The organism is Bradyrhizobium sp. CCBAU 53351, from assembly GCF_015291745.1.
Lineage (GTDB): Bacteria > Pseudomonadota > Alphaproteobacteria > Rhizobiales > Xanthobacteraceae > Bradyrhizobium.
In genome coordinates this window covers 5,677,387-5,690,328 of sequence record NZ_CP030059.1, presented here as the reverse complement: position 1 = coordinate 5,690,328, position 12,942 = coordinate 5,677,387, and the positions used below count along the sequence as shown (strand labels likewise).

The window sequence follows — 12,942 nt, the reverse complement described above, 5'->3', positions numbered from 1 at the left end:
ACCCGTGAAGTCGGTTGCGACAAGCATCTGTTCGACGCGTTCCATCACGATCTAAGCCCCTATGTCTCGCCTAGATAATTTGACGGCTTTGGGGCTTCGGTGCGTTAGAATAGGTAAATCCGCGTTCTCCCATGGCGGACCCAAGAGAGCGGGCCGCGCCGCATCCGCGGCTGGCGAGACCATTTTCACGTTTTCGCAGTGCCCGGCTCGGCCATCTTGCGATGCTGCTTGGCCAGCATCTCGTTCGGCGTGACGTTGGCGACCGTGGTCTGGATCTTGTTCTTCAGCCCGGTCACGATGTCGGCCTCCCCACGCAGCATGGCGTCGAAGCCGGCCTTGGCGACGTCGTAGGCGCCGTCTTTCTTCTCGGTGCCGACCTTGGTGTCCATCATGCCGGCGCGGCGGAAGAACTCGGTGTCGGTTGCGCCCGGCATCAGGCAGGTGACGGTGACGCCGCTGTCGCGCAATTCCTCGCGTAGCGCGAACGAGAACGAGTCCAGGAACGCCTTGCTGCCGTTATAGGCCGCCTGGAAGCTGCCCGGCGTGAAGCCGGCGATCGAGCCCGTGATCAGGATGCGGCCGGCATTCCGGCGGAGCATCTCGTTCCCCGCGCGATGGAGCAGATAGAGCGTGCCGGTGATGTTGGTGTCGATTAAGTGCTTCACCCGGGTGAAGTCCTGATCGAGGAACGCCTTGCCGGCCGATTCCGGCATTGGCGAGCAGCGCGTCGATCGGACGGTCGCCGATCGCGGCGCAGAGCTTGTCGACCCCTTCGGTGGTGGACAGATCGGCCTCGACCGGCTCCACGTTGACGCCGAGCCGGCGCAGATCAACGGCCACGCGTTCGACCTGCGGCTCATCCGCGGCGATGACGAGATTGAATCCTGCCTGGGCGCAGCATCGTGCAAGTTCCAGGCCGATGCCCGTGGAGGCCCCGGTGACGACGGCGAGTTTATTAGTGGGCATGGCAGATGTCCTTGAGGTGACATGATAACGCCCAATCACTCCCTGGCCATCTCGTTCCTATCCGGGTGCGCTCGCGAAGAAACGCACGTCGCTTAGCAACCATCGTTGATTTCTCGACTTAAGTGCCCACTGGTTCAGCCGAAAGGACGAAAGATGAAGGCGCTGGTTTGGCACGGCAAGGAGGACATTCGCTGCGACACCGTCACCGACCCTGAGATCCAGGACCCACGCGACGCAATCATCAAAGTCACGAGCTGCGCCATCTGCGGCTCCGACCTGCATCTGTTTCACAACTTCATTCCGGGCATGCTGCCGGGCGACATCATGGGCCACGAGACCATGGGCGAAGTGGTCGAGGTCGGGTCCGGCATCGACGGCAAGCTGAAGAGGGGCGACCGCATCGTCGTGCCCTTCACGATCATCTGCGGCGAATGCGAGCAGTGCAAGCGCGGCAATTTTTCCGTATGTGAGACCACCAACCGCAAGCGCCATCTCGCCGACAAGGTATTCGGGCACGCCACCGCCGGCCTGTTCGGCTACACGCATTTGACCGGCGGCTATCCCGGCGGCCAGGCCGAATATCTGCGCGTGCCCTATGCCGACGCCACCCACATCAAGGTGCCCGCAGGCATCCCCGACGAGCAACTCTTGTTCCTCAGCGACATCTTCCCGACCGGCTGGCAGGCTGCCGCGCAATGCGACATCGAGCCGACCGACACGGTCGCGATCTGGGGCTGCGGCCCGGTTGGCCAGATGGCGATCCGCAGCGCCATCCTGCTCGGCGCCAATCAGGTGATCGCGATCGACTGCCTGCCCGAACGCCTCAGCATGGCGGAAGCCGGCGGCGCCACCACGATCAACTTCGAGACCGAGAGCGTGCTGGAGCGGCTGCAGGAGCTGACCGACGGCAAGGGCCCGGAGAAATGCATCGATTGCGTCGGCATGGAATCGCATGTGATGGCCTCGCTGCCCGACACCCTGCTCGACCGGGCCAAGCAGATGGTGATGGCGGAGAGCGACCGGCCCCACGTGCTGCGCGAGATGATCTATGTCTGCCGTCCCGGCGGCATCATCTCGGTGCCGGGCGTCTACAGCGGAATGTCCGACATGCTGCCAATAGGCGCTTTCATGAACAAGGGCCTGACGATGCGCACCGGGCAGACCCACGTCAACCGCTGGACCGACGATCTGCTTCGCCGCATCGAGGACGGCGAGATCGATCCGTCCTTCGTCATCACCCACACCGTCCCGCTCGAACAGGGACCGGAGATGTATCAGGTGTTTCGCGACAAGCGCGATTCCTGCGTCAAGGTCGTGCTGAAACCCTAAGGGAGCAAGCCTATGTTTCATTTCTCCAACATCGTACGCACCAAGGGCGATCCGAAGATCGTCGAAGGCGGCGCGAGCCTCAAGCAGCCGGTGGACCAGCTCGCCCGGGCGCTCGGCTGGTTCAGCATCGGCCTCGGAGTCGTCGAATTGTTCGCGCCGCGGCGCGTCACGGAAACGCTGGGCATGGAAGGCCATGAGACGCTGGTGCGGTCCTTCGGCATCCGCGAGATCATGGCCGGAATCATGACGCTGTCGGTCGAGAAGAATGCCGGCCTGTGGGCCCGCGTCGGCGGCGACGGCCTCGATGCCGCGGCGCTGCTGTCGGGGCTGACGCCGGACAATCCCAAGAAGGGCAATATCGCACTGGCGCTGCTGATGGTCGGCGGCATCGCCATGCTCGACTACCGGACCGCGCAGGGGACCAAGCCGCGGCGCCCGGCGCGCGATGCACGCCGCAAGCTCTATCCGAACCGCAGCGGTTTCCCCAAGGGCATCGAGAGCGTCCGGACCGGGGCGAGGCAGATCGCGGCTCACGCCGGGCAGAACGAGGTCAAGCAAGGTGATGAGCGTCGAGCCCCCTGACAAAGCAAAGTGGTGGGAATCCGCCGTCATCTACGAGATCGCACTGATCTCCTTCCAGGACTCCAACGGCGACGGCAAGGGCGACCTCGCCGGACTGATGTCGCGCATCGACTATCTAAAATGGCTCGGCGTCGACGCGGTCTGGCTGACGCCGATCTACAAGAGCCCGTTCCGCGACCTCGGCTACGACATTTCCGATTATTGCTCGGTCGATCCTACTTTCGGCAGCCTGGAGGAGTTCGACCAGCTGCTCAAGGCGCTGCACGGCGCAAACATCCGCCTCATCCTCGACCTCGTCCCAAATCACACCGCCAATGATCATTCCTGGTTCGTCGAGAGTTCGAGCTCGCGCCATAGCGCCAAGGCCGCTTGGTACATCTGGGCCGATGCGGCCGAGAATGGCGGGCCGCCCAACAACTGGCTCAGTCGTTTCGGCGGCAGCGGCTGGGAATGGTGCGAGGCGCGGCGGCAATATTATTATCACTCCTTCCTGGTCGAGCAGCCCGACCTGAACTGGCGCAACCCGCAACTGCGCGATGCGATCGCCGACGTTATGCGGTTCTGGCTCGACCGCGGCGTGGACGGCTTTCGCGTCGATGCCAGCGCGGTCCTGATCAAGGACGCGCTCATGCGCGACAATCCGCCGAACCCGCAGGCCGAGGGCAAGCCGCCGCCGCAGCGTCAGACACCCGTCTTCACCGACGACCGGCCGGAGACGATGGATTGCATCGAGTTCATCCGCGAGGTGACCGACACCTATCCGGGGCGCATGCTCTGCGGCGAGGTCCAGGGCAAGACCGACCGCATCGGCCATTTCTACGGCAACGGCAAGCCGCGCCTGCATCTGCCACTCAATTTCGCGCTGCTCGATACGCCCTGGAACGCGCTATCGCTGCAAGCAGCGATCGATGCTTACTTCAACGCGATCCCGGACCATGGCTGGCCGGTCTGGGTGATCGGCGGCCACGACAAGCAGCGGATCGCGAGCAAGATCGGCGAGGCGCAGATGCGCGTGCTGGCGATGCTGCTGATGACACTACGGGGCACGCCGTTCTTTTTCATGGGCGACGAGATCGGCCGCAAGCGCGTTCCGATTCCGTCCGACTGCGTGCGCGACCCCTTCGAGAAGCTCGTGCCCGGATTCGGCCTGTGCCGCGATCCCGAGCGCGCGCCGATGCGCTGGGACGACAATCCCGACGGCGGCTTCACCAATGGCGAGCCGTGGCTGCCGTTGGAGAGTCCGGATGGCGCCGCCAAAGTCGCCGCGTAGCAACGCGACGAGCGTTCGATGCTGGCGCTGTTTCGCGCGCTGACGGTGCTGCGGCGCGAGCACGCGTGCCTGCGCCGGGGCGGTTACGAACCGCTGCGTTCGCAGAACGACGTGCTCGCCTTTGGACGGACCGACGGTGCCGACGGATTCCTGATCGCGCTTAACATCGCTGCCGAACCGCGGAAATACCACTGGCAAGGAAGGGGCCGTCTGATGATGTCGACGCACCTGGACCGACCGCTCGAGCCATTGCCGGATGCATCCATCCTGCTCCGCGGCAATGAAGGCGTGATCATCGCGATTGAAGCGCGGTAACGGCAGGAACCATCCGCGCATCAGCGCGTCTGATCAACGCCTCCGTCACCCCCCTGCCGGAGGCGGACTGCTAAACCGCACCGCCCCGGCGCTCGCCCCCTTCAGGCGCCGGGGTTGGCGGCGCAAGTTTGGAGGCAGGCCATGACCAGGCCGAAGGGCCTTCGGCAGCGCATCGTCGGCAAGACCAGGCAGGCCGTCGGCGAGATCATCGGCGACCAGGATCTCCACGATGACGGCAAGGCGGAAGCCGAGCGTGGCCGCGACGAACAGGACAAGCCGAGCGAACTCAATCCCCTGAAGAAGCTCAAGCAGCTGACGTGAACGCGGAGCCGCGACCGTTGCGGTTCATGGAGCAGCAGCGACGTTTGCGCTGGCTCGCCGCCGCCGAGCTCGGCCTGATCAGCAGCACGTTCTCGACCCTGGTCAGCCAGCTGTTCGCCGCCCGCATCGGCCGCGATGCCGCGGTCGACTGGATGACGGTCGCCGCCATCCCGCTGCGCGACGGGGCGCTCAGCGCGGAGCCGTCATGGAGCGCGATCCTTGCCGGCATCGCCTTCCACCAATGGGCGGATTTTTCTTGGGCGCTGGTGTTCTTTGGCGTGCTCGGGCGGTGGACCGCGGACCTACGGCCGCTCACGATCCTGCTGCTGGCGCTGCCGTGGGCGGCGTTCACCTCAGCGACGGATGGTTCGGGCTGGTGCCGCTGTTTCCGTTCTGGCAGCCGCTGTTCACGCTGCAGCAGCCCTACTGGATCGGACTGCTGGTCCATGGTTGCTCGGCTTTGATGTACCCGCTGTTCGCCCGGCTGCGCTGGCAGCGCGGCCAGGTGCCGGCGCGCGACATTCGCTTCACCAATGCCTGGACCATGGGCGCGCTCGCCATGGTCGCGCTGCTCGGCGCAACCGCGTTGTTCGGCAGCCACGGCTACGAAGTCCCGTGGATGGGCCGCGACAGGGACGCGGACCAGAGCTACATCAGGCACATGACGGCGCATCACGCCCAAGGCATCGAGCTGGCGCGGATCGCCGCCGAACAGGCTCAGGACCCCTGCGCAAGCTCGCGATGCTGATGGTCGCGAGCCAGGCCGGCGAGAGCAGGATCTTCGAGAATTGGTGGCTGAGCTGGTTCGACACGGAGATGCCCGATTGCAGCACGGAAGAACGCGCCGCAATGCCCGGCTACTTCTTGCGCAGCGTTTTGGCGAGTTCGAGGGCCGAAGGCGTCCCGGACGACGTTTGCAACATGCATAGCCGCCACGGGGGTATCAGCGAAAGCTTCGACGCCGGCGCCGATCCGGACATGATCCGTGACGCTGCGACACACAGCGATCTATCGATCACGCAAGGGTACAATCGCGGCAGCGAGCTCGAGCGGTCATCTGGCGTGCTAAGAGCGCGAGCTCGTCATCGCAAGAAAACGCCGATCTGAGTTCGAGCAGCTGCAAGAAAGCGGCCGAGCCGCGCGCGGTCGTCCCGCCAGCGCGCCGCATGATCCTGGAGTCCGCTAAAGGCTGTTATCGGACTCTAGCTGCCATCCCACTCGAGATTTTTAACATTCCCATTTTGCAAAGTGAAACTTCTTTGTGGAAGGCACAAAGAAGAGCACCCCTCGCTCACCCGACCGCACGTGAATGCTTTGAACGGTGCCGCTGGTCAAGTTGATATTGAAGGCCGGCTTTTGTCCCAGGCGTCTAGAGGTCACTAAGGAGCCCCATCTGAGGGCGAGTAGCAGGACGGTCATAGCGAGTCCGAAAAGGCCGAGGCGTTGCCAGCCCAACGTGGTGAAACCGACCCTTCTCGCCGCCGCCGGCGCGCAACTCGCTAGGACCGGAAAGCCGAGCATAAACACAAAAAGCGAATCGCTGTACAAACCAATTGCACACAAGCTCGTGGTGACGATGAGAGCCCCGATCAAGTGCGCCGTTGCGAGCCATGGATAGCGCCGCTCAAGCGCAGCGAAATCAAATATCTCGACAATTGAGCAATCAGCTTCTGTCGGGCTTCATCGTAGTTCGATCTTTTCTTGTTCAAATCCCAAGTAACCAAAAATACCGCCATACACGCGCTCCTTGCGGGGGTCAAATCTGATGCAACGACCCCCTGATGCAGCGCCTTTAGAGCTGATTTCGATCAGCGAGGCGGCCCGGATCATCGGGATCAACAAGTCCACTTTGAGCCCGATAGGCGACCTGGAGGCGCAGGCCGGAGAAACCTAGTCACGTGAATCTAAAGTTCGCCACATAAAGTCTGCTGGGCTTTGTGGCAGAAGCGTTTGACGGAAGCCAAGATCTGGTCTGCGGACTTGGTCCATTTGAAGGGCTTCGGGTTATTGTTGTGCAGTTCGATGAAGGTACGGATGTCGGCCTCGAGTTGCCTGACGGAGGTGTGAACACCTCGCTGGATTTGCTTTCTGGTGAGCTCAGCGAACCAGCGCTCGATCTGATTGATCCATGACGCGGAAGTCGGCGCGAAGTGGACATGATAGTGCGGCCGGCGAGCGAGCCACGCTTTGATCTTGGGTGTCTTGTGGGTGGCGTAGTTGTCCATGACGATATGGACAGCGAGCAAGAGGGGATGTCTTGGGCCACGCTTGCGACTCAAAGACAGCCGAATTTCCCGGGCGGGCAGCGAACGCTCATTGCGAATCTCGCTATGGCAGGTCACGTCGCCGAGGCCCGTCGTGCGTGCGATGCGCTTCGGAAAGTCGATCCCACTTTTCACATCGCCGACGTTGCAAAACGGACTCCATTTCGTCGGCTCGAACATATTGAAAAGTTGGGCCAGGCGTATCGAACGGCTGGCGTGCCAGAATGACCGCTTCTGGCCCGTGGCTGACGATGGCTCAGTGCTCGGCGAGGTCCGCTTCCTGCTGGTGACCCGCACAGGGCCATTCAAGCTGGCCAAGGCAGCCTTTGACCCAAGGCAGACGTGCTGTGCGAGAGCCGCAGAAGACCTATACCCCCCAGGATGTTTCCAATCTGATACCTGCGCGGAAGAACGATAATTTCGTCACGCTCAAAGACCAAGTCCGGACCTTCGAGCCACGATTGAAGTTCCTCGTTGATGTCCTTGCCGTTGATTTCGCAAGGTAGCGTTCCATAGAAGCCGCCCCGCATCTCTTCGACCTTGAACACCGTGTCGTTGCAATAGGCGAACCCGCGCAATTCAGGCCTTGTCTCTGCATCGATCCGAGGCCGCTCGGGCTTCGCTTGATCTCGCACGAAAGTTGCCCGTCGGCTCTCAGCCGGTTCACTGATCGATCTATCCGCGCTGAGTAAACATCGCCCGCAACATTGCGCTTAAAAAATATGACACCTCCTGGTTGGTGTCGGGGCAAACCTTGAGCAACACTCGCGCCGTCTAGGTCCTGCACATGGTCCGAAACCGTTTCCTTTCGAACAGCACGGGGTCCTTGGGATCTACCACAATACTCCACAATGCCCTGCGCATCTCCCAGCTCGGAAACCAATAGACAGGCTTGTCGGCCGGCCAAAATCGACGCGCCAAGTCGCGCGCCGAGTCAGGAAGCTTGATCCACGATGCGCCAAGACAACCGGAAGCCATCACCCGATAGCCTGGCTTCCAGTGCGGAGAGTCCCACATGTTCTTTGGGTTGATGCCGAGGAGTCCGTAGGTGATAAAATTCTTCGGCAACCGCACCGGCCCTGTTCGCTCAGCTGTTTGTACTGCCCATCGTAACCGAATATCTCGACGTCCATCCGGCGATGTCGGCGCGGACGTTCTTCGTCGACAGGTCCGTAAACATCATCGAGGAAGGCATCGACGTCGCCCTCCGCATCGGAGATCTGGCCGACTCCGGCTTCGTTGCGACCAAGGTGGGCTCCGTTCGTCGGGTGGTCTGCGGTGCACCGTCGTACTTCCAAATGCACGGCATACCTACGTCGCCGGGCGATCTGAAGGCACATCGGATCGTCGAATCGACGAGTGCATGGGCTTCGCCGGAATGGCGCTTCCAATACCAACGAAGCGGCGATTACGACCGCGACATCGGGATGGGCTCTGACCCGTGTGCTGCACTACCAGGTCGGCCAGGCTCTGGTCGATGGAGCCCTGCAGATCGTGCTCGGAGAGTTCGAAGAGGCTCCGCTTCCGATCTACGTCATCTATCCGGAGGGGCGCCACGCACCAGCGAAGGTACGTGCCCTCACCGACATCGCCGTTGCGCGCCTACGGGCGAACAGACTGCTGAACTGAACCATCCACATCCGCCAGCAGGCCCGCCGTTTTGTCGAAGTCGCAAGCGTCGTGCCGCTCTCGCAGGAATTCGCCCGGTTCACCGCCGGCGCGGTTGACGATGCGGCCGCGCGCCACCGCGGGACGTTCGGCGATGGACCGGTACCAGCGCAGCAGGTGTGGGTATTCCTCTATCTGGAGGAATTCATGCGCGTTGTAGACGCCGTAGAGACTGCCGGGATGCCACGGCCAGACCGCGATGTCCGCGATCGTGTAGCGGTCGCCGGCCAGGAATTCATGCTTCGCGAGATGCGTGTCCAGAACGTGCAACTGACGCTTCACTTCCATGGCGTAGCGGTCGATCGCATATTCGATCTTGAGCGGCGCATAGGCGTAGAAGTGTCCCAGGCCGCCCCCGACGAACGGCGCCGTTCCCATCTGCCACATCAGCCAGTTGAAGGTTTCGGTCCGCGAGCGGCGTTCGGTCGGCAGGAACGCGCCGAACCGCTCCGCCAGGTGGACGAGGATCGATCCACTCTCGAACACGCGGACGGGGGGATCCGTCGAGCGGTCGACGAGCGCGGGAATCTTCGAATTCGGGTTGACCTCTACGAAGCCGCTTCCGAACTGATCGCCCTTGAAGATGTCGATCAGCCAGGCGTCGTATTCGGCGTCCGAATGCCCGGCCGCCAGCAGTTCCTCGAGCATGATTGTGACCTTCTGGCCGTTGGGCGTCCCCTGCGAATAGAGCTGCAGTGGATGCCTGCCGACCGGCAGATCCCTCCCGAAAGTGGCGCCCGATACGGGCCGGTTCGAACTTCCGAACACACCGCCGTAGACCTTCTGCTGGGTCCATACCTTGGGCGGGACATAACCGGATGGCTGGTTGTGGAGAGGATCGTTCATGGGTCACTCCGCGTCGGAATAGGGACATCGAGAAGGTGAATGCACGTCGGCGAATCCTGGAGCCTCGGCACCGGAAAACTTCTCTTTCAACGTCTGAACCGTATGACAGACAGCGTGTCTGATAGCGCACAGGAGCTCGATCACGACAGCAATCCCTCCGCCTTCAAGGATGCGCGTACGCTGGGCCTTTGCTCCATGCGGGCCATGAAGTTCCGGATCGATGCGTAGCCGGTCGCGTCGAGGTTCACGCGGCCCGGCCAGCAGAGCACGTTGTAGAGGTAGCCGTCGGCGACGCAGAACTTCCCGCCGAGGACGTAGTCACGCGTCGACAGATGCCGGTCCACGTATTGGAACTTTCCGATCAGGTTCTTCTCGGCGAACCTCGCCTTCGAGTCCGCATCCAGGACCGGCGAGAACATGACCGCAAAGTTCTTGTGCAGGTCGGTCGCGACGAAGTTCAGCCATTCCAGGGCTTCGTAACGCTGGCGGGTGCCGAAGGGCGGCAGGAGCCCGGCGTCCGGATCCCTGTCGGCGATCCACTGCAGGATGACCGCGCCTTCCGTGATGACGTCGCCGTCGTCGAGCTTCAGCGCCGGCACGAAGCCCTTCGGCGTCACCTGAAGATAGTCGCCTTCGGACGTCGTCTTCGTCCTGAAGTCGACCGCGACCAGGTCGAACCGCTGCCCGGCTTCGCGCAACGCGATTTGCGAGGCGAGCCCGCAGGAGCCGGCGGAATAGTACAGTTTCATGCGAACCTCCGTTGAAGAGAAGAGAAAGGACGCCACGGCAGGGCGCCCCGCGGATCGACTTCGGCTACGATCCCGTGGCTTCGTCGAACGCTTCCAGCGCGCGCGTCGAATAGACGAGGGCTGCGCCCGCGTTCATGGCGACGGCGACGCCGAGCGCCTCGGCAAGCTGCTCGCGCGTGGCGCCCGCCTTTAGGGCCTCGTTGCTGTGGATCGAGATGCAGCCGTCGCAGCGCGTGGTCACCGCGACCGCGAGCGAGATGAGCTGGCGTGTCTTCTCATCCAGATGCGCGGTCTTGCGGCCGGCGCCGGAGGCGGTCAGGTAGCCCTTTAGGGTGTCGGGCGAAAGCTGCTGCAGCTTGCCGACGTTGGTCATCAGATGATCACGATTCGCATTCCAGTCCATTCGAAACTCCTTGGTGGGCCGCATGGAGGCGGCGGGTCGACGCGGGTAGATAGTTGGCGGGCCCTATGCGGCCGGCCTGGCGACTGCTTCGAACTCCGCCAGCGTGGGGTAGTCGGAGTACCCTTCCGCGCCCTGGCTGTAGAAGGTTTCCCTCTGGGCGTCGTTCAGCGGCGCGCCGAGGCGCAGGCGCTCAACCAGATCCGGATTGGCGAGGAAAGCCCGACCGAAGCTGATCGCGTCGGCTGCGCCGCCGTCGAGATCGGCTTGGGCGCGATCGATGTCGTAGTCGCTGTTGAGGATCAGCGGCCCCTTGAAGTGCGGCCGCATCATCGGCGACTGATGGGGCACGTCGCTCGAGACGAACGTTCCGTCGGGGTTGGCCTCCTTCAATTCCAGGAACGCGATGCCGATGGCGCTCAACGTCTTCGCCGCCGCGACGAACAGGGGAGTCGGATCGCTATCGTCGACGCCCCAGACCTCGCCGTTGGGGGACAGACGGACCGAGGTACGGTCGGCCCCGATCGCGCCGGCGACCGCACGGGTCACCTCGTCCAGCAGGCGCACGCGGTTCTCGATGCTGCCGCCGTATTCGTCGGTACGCAGATTGGCGCTATTGCGCAGGAACTGGTCGATCAGCATCCCGTTCGCGGCGTGGATCTGCACCCCGTCGAACCCGGCCGCCATCGCGTTGTGCGCGGCGCGCGCGAAGTCGGCGACGATGCCGGCGATCTCCTTCATCGTCAGCGCGCGGGCCTGCACCGAGGGCTTCGGTCCGTCATAGGTCCACGCGTCGACCGGCGAGACGGTCTCGCTGGACGACACCGGCTGCTCGCCAATGACGGACGGATGTCCGGCGCGGCCGGTGTGACCGAGCTGCGCGACGATCAGTCCGCCCGCGTTGTGCACTGCGCGGGTGACGGGCTTCCAGGCATCCACCTGCTGCCGGGACCACAGGCCCGGCGTGTAGGTGAAGCCGTTGCCCTGGCGCGAGACGCCGGTCGCCTCGCTGATGATGAGTCCGGCGGAGGCGCGCTGCGCGTAGTAGCCGGCCATCATCTCGGTTGCGACGTGGTCGCGGGTGGCGCGGCTGCGGGTCAGCGGAGCCATGACGATGCGGTTGGGGGCGGTCAGGGCGCCGAGCCGGATGGGGTCAAAAAGGGACGACATGAACTCTCCTTCGTCAGGTGTCTCGGTTCGATAATGGCGGCCGACCAGAAGATAAATGGGCCGCTATTCCGAACATTGCGGAGCAAAACGATTTTATCATTCGTCGATGCTCGGAAGTCCGTCAGCTTCACCGTTCGCCGCGTGACGAGATCACAGGCCCCCGGGGGGCCAGCCCCGCATGTGATCGATGAAGCGCTCGCTCAGTCCACCGGACCGCAGGTATTGCGCCGTCACCGGCAACTCGGGGCTCTCGTACTGCGCGTCCTCGAATACCCGGCGCGGAAAGTCGCGTCGGAGGATGCTGGCCCTACCGACCAGCACGAAGTCGCATCCCTCGTCCAGAAGCTCAGCGGCACGTTGAGCTCCCATGATCTTGCCGGCGACACCCAAGCGCACGCCTTTTCGCGGCAGGTCCGCGAACACGCCGAGCATGGTTTTTCCCCGGAAGGTCCCATCGCGGACCACCTGCGCGGAATCCCAGAGGGCCAGATCCAGATAGTGGATCATCGCGCGACCGAGAATGCCCGCGGTGACCTCGCGCAGCTCCTCGAGACGCAGCCCGTAGCGTTCGATCGACAGCCGCCAGCCGATCTGGAAATCGGGACCGCACGCCCGGTATACCTTCGATCACCTCGATGGTAAGGCGGGCTCGGTTCTCCGGACTCCCAGCGGATTGGCGCGATGACCGGCGTGACGAAGTTGCACCGCGGACAGCCACCGCCTTCGCGGATCGCCGTCGTCATCTCCGTCAGGCCCGGCAGATGGACGTCATGATGGATGCCCAACTGCCGGGCAAACGCGATACCGCCCGCTTAGACGGTGGTCGCGCAGGTCTGGATTAATCCGTATCCACCCGACGAAAGCTGGCGGATCCACTCCAGGTCGAATTCCGACGCGACACCGTCCGTCTCGCTCTGCTGGTTGGTGAGGGGCGCCAGCATGATGCGGTTCCTCATCGCCGGGCCGTGTAGAAGTTCGAGCGGTTCGAACAGGTCGTCAACGGACACGCGGGATCCCGCGAAGTGATGGCTCTCGCTGTCTTGTCTAGAAGACCTTCGTCGC

The 12,942-nt window shown here is 63.2% G+C and carries 9 protein-coding genes and 5 pseudogenes; 6 read left to right on the top strand and 8 right to left on the bottom strand.

What is annotated here, in order from left to right:
• Positions 1 to 185 precede the first annotated feature (185 nt).
• Positions 186 to 966, bottom strand: a pseudogene (locus XH83_RS27055) (SDR family NAD(P)-dependent oxidoreductase).
• Positions 967 to 1,119: 153 nt separating this feature from the next.
• Between XH83_RS27055 and XH83_RS27050 the strand changes: the two are divergent.
• The 5 genes and pseudogenes from XH83_RS27050 to XH83_RS27030 form a co-directional block, all read left to right on the top strand.
• Positions 1,120 to 2,295: a zinc-dependent alcohol dehydrogenase gene (locus tag XH83_RS27050; RefSeq protein WP_194403717.1), complete on the top strand. Its 1,176-nt coding sequence runs from the start codon at positions 1,120 to 1,122 to the stop codon at positions 2,293 to 2,295.
• Positions 2,296 to 2,307: 12 nt separating this feature from the next.
• Complete coding sequence (locus tag XH83_RS27045) at positions 2,308 to 2,877, top strand: hypothetical protein (protein WP_194403716.1); 570 nt, start codon at positions 2,308 to 2,310, stop codon at positions 2,875 to 2,877.
• Positions 2,858 to 4,462 (top strand): annotated as a pseudogene (locus XH83_RS27040) (alpha-amylase family glycosyl hydrolase). The gene XH83_RS27045 and the pseudogene XH83_RS27040 overlap by 20 nt, the downstream one beginning before the upstream one ends.
• Before the next feature lie 141 nt (positions 4,463 to 4,603).
• The gene (locus XH83_RS27035; protein ID WP_194403715.1) at positions 4,604 to 4,783 is read left to right on the top strand and encodes a CsbD family protein; all 180 of its coding nucleotides are present in this window, start codon (positions 4,604 to 4,606) and stop codon (positions 4,781 to 4,783) included.
• A gap of 26 nt (positions 4,784 to 4,809) precedes the next feature.
• A pseudogene (locus XH83_RS27030) lies at positions 4,810 to 5,677 on the top strand (DUF305 domain-containing protein); the annotation flags it as partial.
• A gap of 1,010 nt (positions 5,678 to 6,687) precedes the next feature.
• Here XH83_RS27030 and XH83_RS27025 read toward each other — a convergent pair.
• Positions 6,688 to 7,026, bottom strand: a pseudogene (locus XH83_RS27025) (transposase); the annotation flags it as partial.
• Positions 7,027 to 8,108: 1,082 nt separating this feature from the next.
• Here XH83_RS27025 and XH83_RS27020 point away from each other — a divergent pair.
• Positions 8,109 to 8,676: pseudogene (locus tag XH83_RS27020) on the top strand (LysR substrate-binding domain-containing protein); the annotation flags it as partial.
• On the opposite strand, the gene yghU reads toward XH83_RS27020, so the two are convergent.
• The 6 genes from yghU to XH83_RS39620 form a co-directional block, all read right to left on the bottom strand.
• Positions 8,650 to 9,561, bottom strand: coding sequence for a glutathione-dependent disulfide-bond oxidoreductase (gene yghU, locus XH83_RS27015; RefSeq protein ID WP_194403714.1), 912 nt, complete (start codon positions 9,559 to 9,561; stop codon positions 8,650 to 8,652). The pseudogene XH83_RS27020 and the gene yghU overlap by 27 nt on opposite strands.
• A gap of 140 nt (positions 9,562 to 9,701) precedes the next feature.
• Positions 9,702 to 10,310: a glutathione transferase GstA gene (gstA, locus tag XH83_RS27010; RefSeq protein ID WP_194403713.1), complete on the bottom strand. Its 609-nt coding sequence runs from the start codon at positions 10,308 to 10,310 to the stop codon at positions 9,702 to 9,704.
• Positions 10,311 to 10,374: 64 nt separating this feature from the next.
• Entirely contained in the window at positions 10,375 to 10,713 is a 339-nt protein-coding gene (locus XH83_RS27005; protein ID WP_194403712.1) for a carboxymuconolactone decarboxylase family protein, read from the bottom strand.
• 63 nt (positions 10,714 to 10,776) lie between these two features.
• A complete protein-coding gene (locus XH83_RS27000) occupies positions 10,777 to 11,880 on the bottom strand; it encodes an alkene reductase (RefSeq protein ID WP_194403711.1) in 1,104 nt (367 codons plus the stop codon).
• A 150-nt stretch (positions 11,881 to 12,030) separates the two neighbouring features.
• Positions 12,031 to 12,387, bottom strand: coding sequence for a hypothetical protein (locus XH83_RS39625; protein WP_210346986.1), 357 nt, complete (start codon positions 12,385 to 12,387; stop codon positions 12,031 to 12,033).
• A 305-nt stretch (positions 12,388 to 12,692) separates the two neighbouring features.
• The gene (locus XH83_RS39620) at positions 12,693 to 12,887 is read right to left on the bottom strand and encodes a hypothetical protein (protein WP_210346985.1); all 195 of its coding nucleotides are present in this window, start codon (positions 12,885 to 12,887) and stop codon (positions 12,693 to 12,695) included.
• Between the last annotated feature and the right edge of the window lie 55 nt (positions 12,888 to 12,942).

Excerpts from the sequence above, each read along its gene's own strand:
- XH83_RS27005 (WP_194403712.1), bottom strand. The coding sequence starts at position 10,713 with ATGGACTGGAATGCGAATCGTGATCATCTGATGACCAACGTCGGCAAG.
- XH83_RS27050 (WP_194403717.1), top strand. The coding sequence starts at position 1,120 with ATGAAGGCGCTGGTTTGGCACGGCAAGGAGGACATTCGCTGCGACACC.
- XH83_RS27045 (WP_194403716.1), top strand. The coding sequence starts at position 2,308 with ATGTTTCATTTCTCCAACATCGTACGCACCAAGGGCGATCCGAAGATC.
- gstA (WP_194403713.1), bottom strand. The coding sequence starts at position 10,310 with ATGAAACTGTACTATTCCGCCGGCTCCTGCGGGCTCGCCTCGCAAATC.
- yghU (WP_194403714.1), bottom strand. The coding sequence starts at position 9,561 with ATGAACGATCCTCTCCACAACCAGCCATCCGGTTATGTCCCGCCCAAG.
- XH83_RS27000 (WP_194403711.1), bottom strand. The coding sequence starts at position 11,880 with ATGTCGTCCCTTTTTGACCCCATCCGGCTCGGCGCCCTGACCGCCCCC.
- XH83_RS27035 (WP_194403715.1), top strand. The coding sequence starts at position 4,604 with ATGACCAGGCCGAAGGGCCTTCGGCAGCGCATCGTCGGCAAGACCAGG.
- XH83_RS39625 (WP_210346986.1), bottom strand. The coding sequence starts at position 12,387 with ATGATCCACTATCTGGATCTGGCCCTCTGGGATTCCGCGCAGGTGGTC.